The 17,592-nt window shown below is 39.5% G+C and carries 14 protein-coding genes and 1 tRNA gene; 7 read left to right on the top strand and 8 right to left on the bottom strand.

Annotated features, from left to right (window positions below; translation table 11 throughout):
- Positions 1-141 precede the first annotated feature (141 nt).
- From nrdA to yfaE, 3 genes are all read left to right on the top strand, one after another.
- Positions 142-2,424 (top strand): class 1a ribonucleoside-diphosphate reductase subunit alpha, encoded by a 2,283-nt coding sequence (gene nrdA / locus KG708_RS03045; protein WP_013464874.1) that lies wholly within the window; start codon positions 142-144, stop codon positions 2,422-2,424.
- A gap of 73 nt (positions 2,425-2,497) precedes the next feature.
- Positions 2,498-3,628, top strand: a complete 1,131-nt coding sequence (nrdB, locus tag KG708_RS03040; protein WP_213608059.1) for a class Ia ribonucleoside-diphosphate reductase subunit beta — start codon at positions 2,498-2,500, stop codon at positions 3,626-3,628.
- On the top strand, positions 3,628-3,900 hold the full coding sequence (yfaE, locus tag KG708_RS03035; protein WP_213608058.1) for a class I ribonucleotide reductase maintenance protein YfaE: 273 nt from the start codon (positions 3,628-3,630) through the stop codon (positions 3,898-3,900). The genes nrdB and yfaE overlap by 1 nt, the downstream gene beginning before the upstream one ends.
- Positions 3,901-4,219: 319 nt before the next feature.
- On the opposite strand, the gene KG708_RS03030 is transcribed toward yfaE, so the two are convergent.
- Positions 4,220-4,645 carry a tetratricopeptide repeat protein gene (locus tag KG708_RS03030; protein ID WP_213608057.1) on the bottom strand — a complete coding sequence of 142 codons (426 nt, stop codon included), beginning with the start codon at positions 4,643-4,645 and terminating at the stop codon, positions 4,220-4,222.
- A gap of 202 nt (positions 4,646-4,847) precedes the next feature.
- Here KG708_RS03030 and KG708_RS03025 point away from each other — a divergent pair, with 202 nt between their 5' ends.
- Entirely contained in the window at positions 4,848-5,237 is a 390-nt protein-coding gene (locus tag KG708_RS03025; RefSeq protein ID WP_213608056.1) for a YkgJ family cysteine cluster protein, read from the top strand.
- 151 nt (positions 5,238-5,388) lie between these two features.
- Complete coding sequence (locus KG708_RS03020) at positions 5,389-7,788, top strand: TonB-dependent receptor (RefSeq protein ID WP_213608055.1); 2,400 nt, start codon at positions 5,389-5,391, stop codon at positions 7,786-7,788.
- A 76-nt stretch (positions 7,789-7,864) separates the two neighbouring features.
- Here KG708_RS03020 and KG708_RS03015 read toward each other — a convergent pair whose 3' ends face one another.
- From KG708_RS03015 to KG708_RS02990, 6 genes are all read right to left on the bottom strand, one after another.
- Positions 7,865-8,482 carry an FKBP-type peptidyl-prolyl cis-trans isomerase gene (locus tag KG708_RS03015; RefSeq protein ID WP_008112467.1) on the bottom strand — a complete coding sequence of 206 codons (618 nt, stop codon included), beginning with the start codon at positions 8,480-8,482 and terminating at the stop codon, positions 7,865-7,867.
- Positions 8,483-8,551: 69 nt separating this feature from the next.
- Positions 8,552-8,875 carry a hypothetical protein gene (locus KG708_RS03010; protein WP_213608470.1) on the bottom strand — a complete coding sequence of 108 codons (324 nt, stop codon included), beginning with the start codon at positions 8,873-8,875 and terminating at the stop codon, positions 8,552-8,554.
- Positions 8,876-8,989: 114 nt separating this feature from the next.
- Positions 8,990-9,080 (bottom strand) — tRNA-Ser (locus tag KG708_RS03005).
- A gap of 98 nt (positions 9,081-9,178) precedes the next feature.
- Positions 9,179-9,556, bottom strand: a complete 378-nt coding sequence (locus KG708_RS03000; RefSeq protein WP_213608469.1) for a hypothetical protein — start codon at positions 9,554-9,556, stop codon at positions 9,179-9,181.
- Between the two features lie 203 nt (positions 9,557-9,759).
- A complete protein-coding gene (locus tag KG708_RS02995) occupies positions 9,760-10,308 on the bottom strand; it encodes an NAD(P)H nitroreductase (RefSeq protein WP_036982794.1) in 549 nt (182 codons plus the stop codon).
- Between the two features lie 556 nt (positions 10,309-10,864).
- The gene (locus KG708_RS02990) at positions 10,865-12,826 is read right to left on the bottom strand and encodes an NADPH-dependent 2,4-dienoyl-CoA reductase (protein WP_213608054.1); all 1,962 of its coding nucleotides are present in this window, start codon (positions 12,824-12,826) and stop codon (positions 10,865-10,867) included.
- A 322-nt stretch (positions 12,827-13,148) separates the two neighbouring features.
- Between KG708_RS02990 and sppA the strand changes: the two genes are divergently transcribed.
- Both sppA and ansA read left to right on the top strand, forming a co-directional pair.
- On the top strand, positions 13,149-15,014 hold the full coding sequence (sppA, locus tag KG708_RS02985) for a signal peptide peptidase SppA (RefSeq protein ID WP_213608053.1): 1,866 nt from the start codon (positions 13,149-13,151) through the stop codon (positions 15,012-15,014).
- Between the two features lie 70 nt (positions 15,015-15,084).
- A complete protein-coding gene (ansA, locus tag KG708_RS02980) occupies positions 15,085-16,095 on the top strand; it encodes an asparaginase (protein WP_213608052.1) in 1,011 nt (336 codons plus the stop codon).
- Positions 16,096-16,160: 65 nt separating this feature from the next.
- Here ansA and gndA read toward each other — a convergent pair whose 3' ends face one another.
- Positions 16,161-17,534 (bottom strand): NADP-dependent phosphogluconate dehydrogenase, encoded by a 1,374-nt coding sequence (gene gndA, locus KG708_RS02975; RefSeq protein WP_213608051.1) that lies wholly within the window; start codon positions 17,532-17,534, stop codon positions 16,161-16,163.
- Between the last annotated feature and the right edge of the window lie 58 nt (positions 17,535-17,592).

Raw genomic sequence — 17,592 nt, 5'->3', positions numbered from 1 at the left:
AACACCAGATATTGTGGCTAAATGTTATTCAATTAAATTCACCAAACCGGTGAAAATAACAATAAACGAATAAGCACTGGGCTTTTTTAGGTGCACGCATTGGTCAAAAATATTTAATTCCCAAGGAATACAGGCAAAGCTATGAACCAACAGTTATCTGTAAGCAAACGTGACGGTCGTAAAGAGCCACTTGATCTAGATAAGATCCATCGCGTTATTGAATGGGCCGCCGAAGGTTTAAATAACGTTTCGGTTTCACAAGTTGAACTTAAATCGCATATTCAATTTTATGACGGTATTCGTACTAAGGACATCCACGAAACAATTATCAAAGCCGCTGCGGATCAGATCTCAAAAGAATCACCTGATTATCAGTACCTTGCTGCTCGTTTAGCTGTATTCCATTTACGTAAAAAAGCCTATGGCCAGTTTGAGCCACCGCGTCTTTTTGACCATGTTACTAACATGGTTGAACAAAAACGTTACGATGCACATTTGCTTGTTGACTACACAGAGCAAGAATTAGATGAGCTAGATGCGTACTTAGATCATTCTCGCGATCTTAACTTTAGTTACGCAGCGGTAAAGCAACTTGAAGGTAAATACCTAGTTCAAAACCGAGTAACGGGTGAGATTTACGAAAGCGCGCAGTTTTTATATATTTTAGTGGCCGCAAGCTTATTCTCTGATTACCCTCGTGACACGCGTATTGATTACATCAAACGTTTTTATGATGCGGTTTCATTATTTAAAATTTCTTTACCTACGCCAATTATGTCGGGCGTACGTACACCAACACGCCAGTTTAGCTCATGTGTACTTATTGAGTGTGGCGATAGCTTAGACTCAATTAACGCTACATCATCAGCGATTGTTAAATACGTCTCTCAACGTGCGGGTATTGGTATTAATGCTGGTCGTATTCGTGCATTAGGTAGCCCTATTCGTAACGGTGAAGCGTATCACACTGGCTGTATTCCGTTTTATAAGCACTTTCAAACAGCGGTTAAAAGCTGTTCGCAAGGCGGTGTACGTGGCGGTGCAGCCACATTATTCTACCCGCTTTGGCATTTAGAAGTAGAAAATTTATTAGTACTTAAAAATAACCGTGGTGTTGATGATAACCGCGTACGTCACTTAGATTACGGCGTACAGTTTAATAAACTCATGTACTCACGTTTAATTAAAGACGACTATATTACCTTATTTAGTCCATCAGACGTGCCTGGTCTTTACGATGCATTTTTTGAAGATCAAGATGAGTTTGATGCACTTTATGTAAAGTATGAGCAAGACGAATCAATTCGTAAAAAACGAATTAAAGCGATTGAGCTGTTCTCTATGTTTGCTCAAGAACGTGCTAGCACGGGGCGTATTTACTTACAGAATGTTGATCACTGTAATACACACAGCCCGTTTATCTCAAAAGTGGCTCCGATCCGTCAATCTAACTTGTGTTTAGAAATTGCGTTACCGACTAAGCCTCTTAGCAACGTAAATGATGAAGAAGGTGAAATTGCACTTTGTACATTATCTGCGTTTAACTTAGGTGCCATTGAGTCTCTAGATGAACTAGAAGAGTTAGCTGAGCTTGCAGTACGCGCACTTGATAACCTACTTGATTTCCAAGACTACCCTGTACCTGCTGCTAAAAATGCAACCATGGGACGTCGTACGCTAGGCATAGGCGTTATTAACTACGCATACTACCTAGCTAAAAACGGTAAGCGTTACTCAGATGGCAGCGCAAATGCGCTCACGCATAGAACATTTGAAGCGATTCAGTACTACCTAATGAAAGCATCTAATGAGCTGGCGAAAGAACGTGGTGCCTGTCCTAAATTTAACGAAACAACGTACTCACAAGGAATTATGCCAACGGATACGTACAAGCGTGATTTAGATAAAATTTGTGATGAACCCCTACACCTTGATTGGGATGCGTTACGTGCCAGTATTAAAGAGCACGGTATGCGTAACTCAACACTGAGCGCATTAATGCCCTCAGAAACATCATCGCAAATATCTAATGCAACCAATGGCATTGAGCCACCGCGTGGCCATATTAGTGTTAAAGCAAGTAAAGACGGTATTTTAAAGCAAGTTGTCCCTGAGTACGAACGCCTTAAAGATAGCTATGAGTTACTGTGGGATATCCCATCTAACGATGGTTACTTACAATTAGTAGGCATAATGCAGAAATTTATCGACCAAACGATTTCAGCGAATACTAATTATGATCCAAATAAATACGAAGGCGGTAGAGTACCTATGAAAGTCTTATTAAAAGACTTACTTGGTGCCTACAAGCTAGGTGTTAAAACGCTGTACTACCATAATACCCGTGATGGCGCATCAGATGCACAAGAAGACGCTCCAGAAGTGGAAGATGATGATTGTGCAGGCGGCGCGTGTAAAATTTAATAGTTAAACTTAAAGCGGGCGCCTTGCCCGCTTTGTCCTGATAGTTTTAGTGATAGTTTTTTGAGTGATAAACATGTCTTATACTACTTTTAGCAGAAATCATAATAACCAAATGCAAGAGCCAATGTTTTTTGGTCAAACCGTTAACGTGTCACGTTACGATCAACAAAAATACCCTATTTTTGAAAAGCTGATTGAAAAACAATTGTCTTTCTTTTGGCGTCCTGAAGAAGTTGACGTAAGTAAAGACCGTTTAGACTTTCAAGCGCTTCCTGATCACGAAAAGCATATCTTTTTAAGTAACTTAAAATACCAAACTTTGCTTGATAGTGTTCAAGGCCGTTCACCTAACGTTGCACTATTGCCAATTGTGTCAATTCCTGAGCTTGAAACATGGATTGAAACATGGGCGTTTAGTGAAACCATTCACAGCCGTTCATACACACATATTATTCGTAATGTAACTCAAGCCCCTGAACTCATTTTTGACGACATTGTTAGCAATGACAAAATTAGTGAACGTGCCGATGCAGTAACCACTTATTACGACGATTTAATTAACTCAGTGTCGCTTTACAACCTGTACGGTGAAGGCAAACATGACATTAATGGTGAAACCGTGGTGGTTAACTTATTCGAGCTGAAAAAGAAATTGTATCTGGCGATGATGTCAGTGAACATTCTTGAAGCTATTCGCTTTTATGTCAGCTTTGCGTGTTCATTTGCGTTTGCAGAGCGTGAGCTAATGGAAGGTAATGCTAAAATTATTAAGCTTATTGCCCGTGATGAAGCGCTTCACCTTTCAGGCACTCAGCATATTTTAAATATTATGCAGGATGGCAAAGACGACCCTGAAATGGCAATTGTTGCTGCACAATGCCGTGAAGACGCAATTAAAATGTTTGTTGATGCTGCAGAGCAAGAAAAAGAATGGGCCGAATACCTATTTAAAGATGGCTCAATGATTGGCTTGAATAAGCATATTTTATGTCAGTATGTTGAATACATTACTAACGCACGTATGACCGCAATTGGTTTACCTGCGCAATTTGATAATAAGAGTAATCCTATTCCTTGGATCAATTCATGGTTAGTGTCTGATAACGTACAAGTTGCTCCACAAGAAGCAGAAATAAGTTCTTACCTTGTAGGTCAAATTGATTCACAAGTTGATGCTGCTGAATTCGGTGACTTTGATTTATAATGACTGACAGAACCACTGCAAGTGTTACACTTGCAGATAACAGCCAGCGGTTAGATTTTACCGCTGACTGCCCTTCCCTTTTACGTTGTTTAGAATCAAATAAGATTGATGCTGCATACCAATGCCGTGAGGGATATTGTGGCGCGTGTCGTGCTACGCTTGTATCAGGTGAAGTAAATTACAATGAAGAGCCGCTGGCGTTTGTTCGCGATGGTGAAATACTTTTGTGCTGCTGCAAACCCAACGGTGATATCAGTATTAAACTAAAATAATACACACACTTTATAGTGCAGTAATAAAATATATACGTCTTATTACTGCGCTATTCTATCCATTCATTTAATTAAAAGATTAAATAACCTGAACTCCGGATAATAAATCCATCTCAAGCAGCTATTTTCAGCGCTAACTGCGTTGAATTTACTTGCAATAGGCGAGCTATTGACGAGTAATTTCGCCTTGTTTTCACTAAAAATCTCTAGCTAGAGAGAAATAAGCACAAATATCTTTCATTGATTCAATGTGTTAGTAAATCTCTTAACCAGAGTTCAGGTTAAATATTATTACGGATTAGTATTACTAGGGTATTTATTAACCCTCCTCTTCAACCAGTGACTCTAATAGCTCATGGATCTCTGATTTTAATTCTTTGTCTGCAATCTTATTTGCACTGATTTTAGCATCTTGCAGGTTTTTAATGGCCGCTTCTTTATCACCCAGTTCAAGTTGCAATGTAGCCATAGAAAAAGCAACTGACGACATATGATCTTTGTTGTTAATTGCAATCGACTTTTGTAACGCTTTTTCGTAAGTCTCGATAGCTTCTTCTAGCTCTTCGGTGAAATCAGCCAATGTTTCCCACTGCACAGGGTGATCTTTCGCTGTATTTTCGTTTTCAATACAAATAGCTTTCAGCTCTGCATATAAAGATTCGAACTGTTTAGTATCATTTTTATTAGCCGCTATCATCAGCTTTTCAGCTAAATCGTGAACCACTTTGTATACTTTAGTATTCATAATTACTCGCTACCTTATTAACGCGCCTTTTAATTTATTAAAGGCACCGTATTCAAAATATACTTAATAGTACATTATTATTAAGTACAGCGTTGTTACAAAAGTATTATAAGCGATAAAAGAGCTATTTAATTTATTTACGCCAACATTAAGATGCTACACTTAACGCTTAATTTAAGTAGCAATAGTAAATACCTACCCTATGCAAAATTGTAATCAATGTGGTAAATGTTGCACTAAATATGGTGCGGCAGATTTAGCTACCAATCAGCAAGAGATTGAACTATGGGCGCTATTCAATCCTGATATATTTCAATATGTTAAAAACGATGCGTTATGGTTTGACCCAAAAACGGGCGAACAACTTACGCAATGCCCATTTTTAGTACTTAGCAGTAAAAAAAATTCTCAAGAAAAAAATAAATATACATGTAGTATTTATCATGATCGCCCGCAAGATTGTCGCCACTACCCAAGTTTAATTTCTGAAATGATAAACGATGACTGTGAAATGCTTGAACCAATCGATGTGCAAAATACCTTTAAAGCTCAACAGACGTTAAACATATTAATGATAGACAGCCGAACTTAAACTTAACTGCAATAATGCTGTGCTAAATTAAATCTATCGCTGTATTGTGTCATTCAACGCAAATTTAAAAGTTACGGTATAACATTATTGATAGCGTAATTTTGTGGTGTTATATTATATCACAATATAACAACTGCAAATTGAAGTAATTATGACTAAGCTAACACTCATATCCTCAGCACTAGTAGCTGTTTTGTGTTCTCACTCTGCCCTAGCAGCAACAATTAATGGCACCATAACGGATACCAACAAGCAACCTATTGCCAATGCAACTATTCATGTGCATGGCAAATCACAAAGTGTAAAGAGTAATGAACAGGGTCAGTTTAGCATCGATATAGACGCTAAAAGCCAATTACATATTAGTAAAGATAATTACATAGATTCGCGTATATCGCTTGAAAATATAGACGACACAATTAATGTGACTTTAAAGCCGACATCGGTAGAAACTGTTGTTGTGTATGCTTCTGCACTACATAAAAATAGCTTAGAAATGATTTCACCTGTGAATGTATTATCAGCAGATGAACTAAAAAATAAAGCTAAGCCAACGCTAGGCGAAACACTTAAAGGTTTACCTGGGGTAAATGCGAGTTATTTTGGCCCTGTGTCTTCAAGTCCGATTATTCGTGGCCTAGGTGGTCCTCGAGTTAAAATTACTCAAAATGGTTTAGATAGCAGCGATGCCTCACGTATTGGTCCTGATCACGCAACCTCAAGTGATAGTTTAGCTGCGGAGCAAATTGAAGTACTACGTGGTCCAAGCACCTTACTTTATGGCTCGGGTGCTATTGGCGGTGTCGTCAATGTAGTTGATAACCGTATTCCAACAGATAACCTTGACTCACTATCAGGATCTGCACAATATACCCACGATACCGTCTCAAATGCAAACACCTATGCAGCAAAACTAGAAACTGGTAGCAATAATTTTAACTTCCATTTTGATGGCACAAAACGCAGTGGTGACGATTACCAAACACCTCGTTTTAACTTGCCTGATGAGCATGAACAAGGTGAAGTACATGTTGAAGGTGATGAAGAAACAGCCACTTCAGTTGAAAATACCTTTATAGACAGTGAAACAGTTAATTTTGGTACAAGTTATGTCGGTGAGCATTTAACCGTTGGCTTTTCATATGGCAATATTAAAACAGATTACGGTATTCCAGGACATTCACATGACCATCATGATCACGGTCATGATCACGAAGAAGAAGGCGAACATGACGCTCATGCAGGCGAACAACATGAAGAAAACCCTGTTTATGCGCATTTAGAGCAAGATCGTTGGCAAGGCCTAGTAAGTTATGCGTTTCATGATAACTGGATTGAATCTATAAACCTACGCCTTGGTTATACTGACTATACGCATAGTGAAATTGAAGATGGCGCCATTGGCACCACTTTTAGTAATAAAACAACGGAAGCACGCTTGAACCTAGAGCATCAATTAGGCCAATGGCATGGCATGATTGGCTATCATTATAGTGAATCTGATTATGATGCAATTGGCGAAGAAGCGTTTACACCTGCAAGTGTGACCACTACCCATGCGTTATATTTACTTGAAGAACGTACATTTGGCGATGTCACCGTAGAGCTTGGCGCCCGCATAGAAGATTATGATATTAAAAGTAATATAGATACGCATCAACACAGCCATGATGACGAACCTGTATCATCAGATGAGACAATACATTACACTCAAAGCTTTACTAATCTTAGTGCCTCAGCAGGTGCGATTTGGGAGTATATGCCAAGTCATAGCTTAGCGGCTAGCTTGTCACATTCAGAGCGTGCGCCACTTTCAGCAGAGTTGCTCTCTAATGGTATGCATATTGCCACAGGTACTTACGAGCTTGGTTTGGGTTATCATATTGAGGGATCAGAAGCACATTTTGAACCTGAAGAAATTAAACAAGAAACCTCAACGAATCTTGATATCAGTTTACGTCGCTTTAGCGGTGACTTTGGTTATACCGTCAACTTTTTCTATAACGATATAAAAAACTTTTATTATCAACAAAACACGGGGTTAGTGTTTGATGAGATGGATGGCTTCGAGCCTGCTGCAAATGGACACAGCGACGCAATTGATGTTTATCAATTTACCAGTAAAGATGCGCAGCTTTATGGTTTTGAATTTGATGTACATTATAAAATTAATCCCAATGCTATGGTAAAAGTATTTGGTGACTCGACACGCGCCAAACTAAAAGATAATGAAGGTAATTTACCGCGTATTCCAGCCAATAAATTAGGCTCAGAACTACAATATACGTTTGCTAATACGCAATTTACCTTAACAGGAACACATTACTTTGAACAAAACGATATTAGTGCTTACGAAACAGCAACAGATGGCTATACATTAGTTGACTTACAAGCCAATTATCAGCTTGATCTAGGTGCCGTTGACACGCAGCTTTACCTAAGTATTGATAATATTACCGACGAACTTGGTTTTGTACATAGCTCGTTTATTAAAGACAAAGCTCCCCTTCCTGGGCGTAACTTCCAATTTGGGATTAGAGGCTACTTTTAAGCAGAGATAAGTTTAAAGAGGCAATAAAAAAACCGCATTCATAGCAATGAATGCGGTTTTTTATAACTAATTCTAATTAAAGAATTGCGTGTAACTCAACGTCAAATACAAGTGTTGAGTAAGGTGCGATTGCAGCACCGGCGCCACGTTCACCATAAGCAAGCTCATGAGGAACATATAAACGCCACTTAGTTCCTACTGGCATCATTTGTAATGCTTCAGTCCAACCTTTGATCACGCCACCCACTGGGAATTCAGCAGGTTGACCGCGCTCGTATGAGCTATCAAAAACAGTACCATTTACTAATGTACCGTGGTAATCAACACGAACTGTAGACTCAGCTGTTGGCTTTTCGCCTTCACCTGTGGCAAGTACTTCATACTGAAGACCTGACTCAGTTACTGTGATTTCTGGACGTTTTGCGTTTTCTTCTAAGAAAGCAATACCTTCAGCAGCTAATACTTTTGCTTCTTCTTCACGACGAGCTTGGATCTCTTCGTTAATTTTTTCAAACGCAGCTTGGATCTCAGGGATCTCTACTTGAAAAGCGCTGCCTGCATACGCATCTTTCATGCCTTCAAATACTGAATTTAAGTTTAAACCTTCAAAAGGGTTAGCCTTAAGCTGCTCACCCATTTGTAAGCCAATACCGTAACTTGCTTTTTCAGCATCTGTAGTAAAATTATCTGACATAATGTGTTGTTCACGTTTTGTTAGTTAAAAGACCCGTATATGCTATCACAAAATAAAAGCCGTTTGGGGCTAGTTTTTATTGAGTTTTTCTTTAATTAAACCAATAGCAAAGGTAGATACGGGTAAACTGAGCAAAATTCCAACAAGTAAACTTGTTGATAACAATCCAGCCACACCCAGCAGTAAAATAGGCACAGCCACTAAACCAATAAAGCCAATATAAAACGCGCCCCACACGGGCCAATAATGATCGTATTTTGTAATTAAATGTCCCGATAAAAGATTAAACCCGATGCCATATAACAAGGTCATCATCAGCGCATTATCTGGGTATGCATCAATGGCCATTTTCTGTAATAGGGATATGGCACTTTGGTAACAATAACCAAACACAGTCCACAATAGGATGTGCTTCAGTAAACGTTTAGCAAAGGATAACTCCGGGGACTGTGACATAATAAAGCTCCAGATAGCAAAAAACCGCCAATAAGGCGGTTTTTTAAATAATGGTGGAGAGATAGGGATTTGAACCCTAGAGGGGCTATAAACCCCTGCCGGTTTTCAAGACCGGTGCATTCGACCACTCTGCCATCTCTCCGTACGGCGCGCATAATAAGATCATACGCGTAGCTTGTAAAGCCCTATTTTACTAAAACCGGTTAAATAGTTAAATATTAATCAGGATAGTCATAAACCCTAGTAATATTGTTTAGGTCTGCGGGCAATCCAAGAGCACACCAAACACACCAATAAGCTGGCAGTTAAAAATGCAATACTTTGGAATATTAAATCGAAGCGGTTTAAATCATCGCTTGGGATCACAACTAACACAAACGAAGGCAGCACAGTGAGTAGTAGAACATAGCAGCATATTTTAAAGGCTCTGCCAAAATCAAATCGTCGAGACTGCTGCATCCATAAAGTTAGCAGTACTAGCACACCCATCGCAGTTGCAGCAATAAAGTGGGCTGTTTGTGTATTCACTGCAACATAAAAAGTTGCAAGCGCGCCAACAACACCCCAGATTGACCAAGCAAACCAGTTTTCTTTTTCACGTAAAAATAAATTTCCCATCATTTTCGTCTTCTTTATCGTTATTATTGGTAAGACTTTCCATACATTACCAAAAAACAACCGATTAAAAAACAAACTGAAGAAGATTTATTGCGTATGGTGCTTCCGTGCGCTTCTCGCAGCTACAATATTAACCGCAGTAGTGTAACACGATTAACTTAATGAATTATGACTATATTGAGGTTAAAAAGTTCATCCTCTTGCTACAAAAAACTAAAATAGTTTTCTGGCTTATGGCGCGGTGACTTTTTACACTCAACTGCTGGCGTCCCTAAATACAAATAACCCACGATTTCATCATCATTGTTTAAGTTAAGCGCTTGTTTAACACTAGGGCTTTGTGCAAAGTAACCTGTGCGCCAAATACCGCCAAGCCCTTGTGCAAATGCGGCTTGTTGCATAGCCAGCACACCACAGCCTGCACTTTGAACTTGTTCTATTCTTGGTACTTTTGGATGTTGTTGATATTTTGCAATAGCAATAATGATCATGGGTGCTCTAAGGGGTAACTCTTTAGCACGATTAATTACTTTTTCAGCTTGCTGCTCGGCCAAAGCGCTTTGATAATAAATTTCACCCAACTTATGACGTGCATCCCCTTGAACAATAATATATTGCCAAGGCGCAATACAGCCATGATCGGGAACTCTGAGCCCAGCCTGCTGAATAATGTTTAGTTGTTCTTCATTAGGGCCTGGCTCTGTCAGTTTTGCATCTGACTGGCGGGTTAATAAAAGCTCAATAGCATCCATTATAATACTCAAAAGACAAAACGTTAGCATACCATTGAAACCCTTAGGTTAAAATATAATGGACACTCCGCTGTTATTATTTGAGTATTAAAAAATACCTAGGTTAAAAAGTAAACTGAATAATATCGCAAACCAAATAACCGTGTATTTGTGCCATTACAAAGTGACGCTCGCCTTTTTTGTGTAATACCAATCCGCAATAATACTTAATCATTTTATGGGGCTAAACGTGTCGCTATCTGCGTTAAAAAACTCTCATTTAGAACAACTAAATAGCAAATTTTTTGCCTAGCTATCAACACGTTTTTCCAGCCTCAAAATAGATCACTTAATTAAGCGAATTGGTATAAATAATTAGGTCGAACTAATGAGGGGCTTTATAGATTTAATTTTGCCAGTTAAGCGTTGTAGCCGAGGCACCATTGAAAGTCGCAATAGCGTATTTATTAGCTATACAAGAAATGGGGGAAAGTAAAAATCAACAATATAAGGGTCTGATTATAAGTTAACTATCTTTAAAAAATAATCAGACCCGTGTACTTACTTAAATTGCATGTTAGATACTGCGTGCAACTTGTAAAGCTTCAAATATAGCGCGCTTGGCATCAATAGCCGCTGCCAGTTTAGCGCCACCAATAACATGAACCTTGGCATTCTCTGCTTGCGTCTTAAATAGTTCGTCATTAGACACTTGGCCAATACAAGCAATCACAGTATCAACTGGCAATACTTGCGTTTCGCCAGAAACACTGATCGTTAGACCGTTTTTATCAAAACGATGGTATTGGCAATTGGCAATTTGCTTAACGCCATGTTGTTTAGCAACTTGACGATGTATCCAACCGGTTGTTTTACCTAAATCACCACCAAAGCGCCCTTCACTGCGTTTAAGCATATAAAGTTGACGCTCATCTTTATGAGGCTGAGCATCGCACTCTATTCCCCACTGGGTTTTAAAGTCGCTGATACTTTGTGATTTATGTTCACTTAAAAATGCCACCATATCAAAACCAATACCGCCTGCGCCTAAAATCGCAATCGAATTACCAAGTTCAACCTCACCGCGAATTACTTCATCGTAGGCAAAAACACGTTTGTCATCACTACATTCTATAGAGGCTTCACGTGGCCTTACACCCGTGGCAAAAACCACATCGTCAAACTGGCTCAGCATACCGTCATCAAATGCTTTGCCTAATTCAATGGTGACGTTTAAACGCTTAAGTTCATTGGTAAAGTAAGCCAATGTATGATTAAAGTCTTCTTTACCTGGTATTTGCATGGCTAAATTAAACTGCCCACCCATATGCTGCTTTTGGTCAATAAGCGTTACATTGTGACCTTTTTGCGCTAAGTAACAACTTGAAGAAAGCCCCGCAGGACCCGCTCCAACCACTAATACATTTTTAGCTGTTGCGGCTTTTTCTAGAGGGTAATCAAGTTCAAAACCCGCTTGTGGGTTAACTAAGCAAGTGGCACGTTTACCTTTAAATACGTGGTCTAAACAGCCCTGATTACACCCTATACAAATATTAATATGTTCAGAGCGCTTCGCTTGGTATTTATTAAAAAACTCGGGATCTGCAAGTAAAGGACGCGCCATAGAGATTAAATCAGCTTCACCCGCCGTTAAAATATCATTGGCAATCTCTGGTGTATTAATGCGGTTTACCGCAATAACAGGCACGCTAATAACATCTTTCAAACGCTTTGACGCTTCTTTAAACGCACCCGGAGGTACCATGCTGGCAATTGTCGGTACGCGCGCTTCATGCCAACCAATACCGGTATTAAAAATATCAACACCTGCTTTTTCAAGTGCAATAGCTTGTTGTGTTACTTCCTCAGGAGTTGAGCCATTAGGGATTAAATCAATCACAGAGAGTCTAAAAATAATTAAAAATTTATCTGAAACTTTAGCTCTTACTGCTTTTACAATCTCAACAGCTAAACGCATTCTGTTTTCAAGGCTACCACCAAACTCATCGTCTCGTTTGTTTGTATGCGGTGCCATAAACTCATTAATTAAGTAACCTTCAGAGCCCATCACCTCAACGCCGTCGTAACCTGCTTTTTCTGCTAAATATGCAGAGTGAGCAAAATCTTTAATGGTTTTTTTGATCGAACTTAAAGACATAGCCTTAGGTTTATAAGGGTTGATCGGTGCTTTTATAGCACTTGGGGCTTGATTGAATGGATGATAGGCATAGCGCCCAGCATGCAATAACTGCAGGCAAATTTTACCACCATGTTGATGAACAGCTTGCGTATAAGCACGGTGTTTAAATACATCATAATAACTATTAAATGATGATGAAATAGGCGTTAACTTGCCGCGAAGATTAGGGCTATATCCCCCCGTAATGAGCATTGCTGTGCCACCTTTAGCACGTGCTTCATAAAAGGCACGTAGGCGTTTACGATTATGCCATCCCTCTTCGAGGCCGGTATGCATTGATCCCATTACTAAACGGTTGCGTAATTGTGTGTGTTTTAGTTCTAATTTTTGTTCTAACATCCTGTGCCCCAATAACTGGTCTAACCTGTGTGCATTTAGTCAATTCTGCTTTAATGACCAACAATAAGCAATATATGAGCAGATTAAACTTAATAATTTTTTAACTTAAAATCTGTTAACTGCGATAACCTTGACCATTAGCGTGAGTTAAAAGTAGTGACTACAGCCATAATTTCAGTAATTATTTATTAAATAAACACGTGTTTAATCTCAAGTGTAATTGAATTTATAAATGTTTCGTTACGATTTAGCAGTTAAATTTATTTATATTCTACGCTAAGATGGCAATAACGTTTTAGCTGTACCAATTTAAGGAGCTATTTTGATAGCAAAGGTATTTAAAGGTATATGGACGGGGATCAACTTCTCACGTCGTTTAATACTCAACTTATTGTTTTTATTTTTGGTCGTCATTTTTATCGTATCGGTATCAAGTGACGGTGACAAAATTATTGTCGAAGACGGCTCTGTACTTAGACTTAACCTTAATGGCCCTATTGTAGAAGAAAAAACCTATATAGATCCTGTTGAAGCCGCTATTAATGATGCAACGGCCAGTGCTGACTCACCCAGTGAAATATTGCTCGACGATGTGGTTGAAGTAATTAATCAAGCAGCACAAGACTCGCGTATAAGTGCTATTTTGCTTGATCTGCAAGAAATGCCAAAAGCACATTTAAATAAGCTCAAACAAATCACGCAAGCACTTGAAACATTTAAAGCAACCGGTAAAAAAGTAATTGCCTCAGGGTATTACTACACCCAAGCACAATATTACATTGCCGCACATGCAGACGAAATTGCGATGCATCCTTATGGTAGTGTGCTTATTGAAGGCTACGGTATGTACCAGCTTTATTTCAAAGAAGCACTAGAAAAATTAGAAGTCACTCAGCATATATTCCGTGTAGGTACTTTTAAATCAGCCGTTGAACCGTTTATCAGAAACGATATGTCAGAGGCAGCTAAAGAAGCAAACCGCGAATGGCTAGGTGCTTTATGGAATGAATATAAGCAAGACGTTAGTGCTGTGCGTCCTTTTGATGAGTCAAACTTTGATGAAACAATGGATGTTTATTTAGCTAAAATGCAAGCCGCTAATGGTGATGCCGGTAAATATGCACTGAATAACCAATGGGTTGATTCACTAAAAACCAATCAGCAAATTCGCCAGCAATTAATTGAATTGGTTGGAGAAAATGAAGATGGAAAAACATTCAAACAAGTCTCTTTTGGTGAATACTTAAGTTTAGTAAAACCGCCTATTGAGTTTGATAACCCTATGACTGAAAAAGTCGCTGTTGTGGTTGCTAAAGGCACTATTGTTGATGGTGAACGCCGTGCTGGTGAAATTGGTGGTGATTCAACTGCAGCCCTACTTCGCAAAGCCCGACTTGATGACAAGGTTAAAGCGGTGGTTTTACGTATAGATTCAGGCGGTGGCAGCATGTTTGCCTCAGAAGTAATTCGTGCCGAAGTATTGGCACTTAAAGCTGCTGGTAAACCCGTTATTGCATCAATGAGCTCAGTGGCTGCATCAGGCGGTTATTGGATTGCATCGGCGGCCAATGAAATTTGGGCAGCACCAAGTACAATTACCGGTTCAATTGGCGTATTTGGTACCTTTATGACATTTGAAGATACCTTAGCTAAAATAGGCGTGTATTCAGATGGCGTAGCCACCACCGAAATGGCCGGTTTTTCAATCACTCGCCCACTTAACGAGAAAATGGCTAAAGTTATTCAAATGAGTGTTGAAGAAGCGTATGGACGCTTTTTAGATGTTGTTGCTGAGGCACGTAATATGACCCCTGAGCAAGTAGACAAAATTGCCCAAGGTCGCGTTTGGATTGCATCGCAAGCACAAGAACTTGGTTTAGTTGATAAACTTGGTAATAAACAAGATGCGATTAAAGCAGCTGCAGAGCTTGCTAAGCTTAACTACTATGACGTTAAAACAATTAAGCAATCGCTTAGCCCACAAGAAAAAATACTCCAAGATATCTTCGGCAGTGCCGCCGTTAAATCAGTACTTGGGCTTGAAACACAAAAAACAGCAGTATTAGCCAGCCAAGCTAATCTGCAAAGTGTTATTAAACAATTAAGCAGTGAAATAGAAAACCTAAAAGATTATAACGATCCACAAGGTGTTTATGCCCGCTGTTTAGAGTGTACAGTTGCACAATAGTGCCTTAACAGGCTGTATTGATTAGCAGTTAGCGTTATACTAAGCCCAGTTTTTTTTACTGGGCTTTTTTATGAAACGTAAACGCATTTATATCGCTTACACTGGCGGTACCATAGGAATGAAAAAATCAATTCGCGGTTATATTCCTGCTGAAGGGTTTTTAACCGAAACCGTGGTTAATAACGCAGAGTTTAATCGTGAAGAAATGCCATTATTTGATATTCATGAATACTGCCCACTCATTGACTCTTCAGATATGTCACCGGCTCATTGGCAACTAATCGCCGATGACATAAAAAGTAAATACCAAGATTACGATGGCTTTGTCGTGCTACATGGCACCGATACTATGGCCTATACTGCATCAGCTCTGTCGTTTATGTTTGAAAACTTAACTAAACCTATCATTGTTACCGGCTCACAAATTCCGCTGTCTCAATTACGCTCAGATGGCCAGGTTAATTTGTTAAATGCTATGTATTTAGCGGCTAACTACCCGATTGCAGAAGTTAGCTTATTTTTTAATAATCAGTTGTTTAGAGGCAATCGTGCAACTAAAGCCCATGCAGATGGCTTTGATGCGTTCGCTTCACCTAACTTAGAGCCGCTTGCGCTTTCAGGTATTAATATTCAGCTGATCAAAGGGCAATTAAGCCCGTATGTAGAAAATGAACTCCAAGTTACCCCTATTACACCGCAAGCTATTGGTGTGCTGTATTTATACCCAGGGATCAGCAAAGAAGTAGTAAAAAGCTTAGTTAATGGCAATATTAAAGCCCTCGTATTGCTAAGCTTTGGCGTAGGCAATGCGCCACAAGACCCTGAGTTTTTAGATATTCTTGATGAAGCAAGTAAACGGGGCGTTATTATTACTAATTTGACCCAATGTTTAAAAGGCCAAGTAAACATGGGCGGCTATGCCACGGGCAATGCTTTGTTAAATATAGGCGTTATTAGCGGATTTGATATGACTTTAGAAGCATGCTTAACTAAGTTGCATTACCTGTTTAGTCAAAATCTTGAAATCGAAACGATTCGCCATTTAATGCAAGATAATCTGCGCGGTGAGCTGACACGTTAAGTGATCAGTTATGCGAATAACAAAAAAGGACGCTACCTAGCGTCCTTTTAGTTTACTTAGATTTATTAACGAACTTTTGCGTCAATATCAACTAAGTCAGTTAAATGACACGTTTCACCACTGTGGGTTTTAATGCCATGCTCACCAAAGTAATCACGCTGGGCTTGAACTAAGTGCCCATTACTTGGTGTTGTTAGCGTTGCTAAGTAGGTTTGTGTTGCACTAAGCACAGGAAACGCCAGACCAGTCATAATAGCTTGGCCAGTCACTTTACGCATCGCTAATGACTCTTTTTCAAGGGTATCAATAAACTCAACGCCTTGCGCTACACTATCTAGGTAATCAGCACGAATAATACACCCTGCACGCCATGTTTGTAGCGTTTTAGCTAAATCAACTTTCCATTGATGAGTACGTGAAGCGCCTTTAATTAATGCAAGTCCTTGACGGTATGCCAACAGGCTCGCAAGGGTAAACGCATCTTTTAATTCATCTAAATCAATATCAACTTGCGTGGTATTTTGTGCACTGTACGTCATCTCTTGTGCGGCAGTCGTATTACACGCATTGGTTAAATGACGAGCTTGTACAGCAGCCACTAATGACGGTACCGCAATACCTAATTCAAGGGCGTTTTGTGCTGTCCATAAACCGGTGCCTTTTGCGCCTACTTTATTGTCAATTAAATCTACAAGCGGCACATTATGCGAATTTTCAAGTGATAAAATATGGCTTGAAATTGACAGTAAATAGCTATTTAGCTGCCCTTGAGACCATTCGTTAAATATCTCTGCAATTTCTTTAGGTGAGCGATTAGTACCGTGACGCAATAGCTGATATACTTCTGCAATCAGTTGCATAAGTGCATACTCAATTCCGTTATGAACCATTTTTACAAAATGGCCGCTGGCCGACTGGCCTACACGTGCAAAACACGATTCGCCTTTATAGCTTGCAGCAACCTTTGTAAACCATGGCTCAACACGCTCCCAACCACCTTCAGATCCACTGGCCATCATAGCTGGGCCATGACGTGCACCCTCTGCACCGCCTGAAATACCCATAGTGGCAAATTCAAACTTATCTTGGTATTTGAGCTTACGGTTAATCCCGTCTTTGTAATTACTGTTACCACAATCAACAATAATGTCACTACACTGAACTCCCGCTTCAATAAGCTCGTTGCAAACAGCATCAACCAACTCACCCGCAGGGACAAGTAATAAAATAGAACGCGGTGTGTCTAAACGCCTAACCATATCCCCTAAATCAGAGACAATGTGAAGTTTATCAGCCATGCCTTGTGATTTAGCACAACTTAGTAACTCTTCACCCGCATTTGGGTTTTTGTCATAAGCGACCAGCGTTATCCCTTTTTCAATCAAGTTTAGGGCAAGATTTTTCCCCATAACGCCTAACCCTACTAATGCAACTTGCATTTAGTGCCCTCCTCGGTAACAACTATTTGGTTAGTAAATTAAAATAATACCGCATGCA

It is taken from the genome of Pseudoalteromonas sp. (genome assembly GCF_018402495.1).
Lineage (GTDB): Bacteria > Pseudomonadota > Gammaproteobacteria > Enterobacterales > Alteromonadaceae > Pseudoalteromonas.
Note: the sequence above shows the minus strand (reverse complement) of the source record. Positions and strands in the feature narration are given on the sequence as shown.

What these genes read in the sequence shown, in the direction of transcription:
- nrdA (WP_013464874.1), top strand. Translation starts at nt 142, where the DNA reads ATGAACCAACAGTTATCTGTAAGCAAACGTGACGGTCGTAAAGAGCCA.
- nrdB (WP_213608059.1), top strand. Translation starts at nt 2,498, where the DNA reads ATGTCTTATACTACTTTTAGCAGAAATCATAATAACCAAATGCAAGAG.
- yfaE (WP_213608058.1), top strand. Translation starts at nt 3,628, where the DNA reads ATGACTGACAGAACCACTGCAAGTGTTACACTTGCAGATAACAGCCAG.
- KG708_RS03030 (WP_213608057.1), bottom strand. Translation starts at nt 4,645, where the DNA reads ATGAATACTAAAGTATACAAAGTGGTTCACGATTTAGCTGAAAAGCTG.
- KG708_RS03025 (WP_213608056.1), top strand. Translation starts at nt 4,848, where the DNA reads ATGCAAAATTGTAATCAATGTGGTAAATGTTGCACTAAATATGGTGCG.
- KG708_RS03020 (WP_213608055.1), top strand. Translation starts at nt 5,389, where the DNA reads ATGACTAAGCTAACACTCATATCCTCAGCACTAGTAGCTGTTTTGTGT.
- KG708_RS03015 (WP_008112467.1), bottom strand. Translation starts at nt 8,482, where the DNA reads ATGTCAGATAATTTTACTACAGATGCTGAAAAAGCAAGTTACGGTATT.
- KG708_RS03000 (WP_213608469.1), bottom strand. Translation starts at nt 9,556, where the DNA reads ATGGGAAATTTATTTTTACGTGAAAAAGAAAACTGGTTTGCTTGGTCA.
- KG708_RS02995 (WP_036982794.1), bottom strand. Translation starts at nt 10,308, where the DNA reads ATGGATGCTATTGAGCTTTTATTAACCCGCCAGTCAGATGCAAAACTG.
- KG708_RS02990 (WP_213608054.1), bottom strand. Translation starts at nt 12,826, where the DNA reads ATGTTAGAACAAAAATTAGAACTAAAACACACACAATTACGCAACCGT.
- ansA (WP_213608052.1), top strand. Translation starts at nt 15,085, where the DNA reads ATGAAACGTAAACGCATTTATATCGCTTACACTGGCGGTACCATAGGA.
- gndA (WP_213608051.1), bottom strand. Translation starts at nt 17,534, where the DNA reads ATGCAAGTTGCATTAGTAGGGTTAGGCGTTATGGGGAAAAATCTTGCC.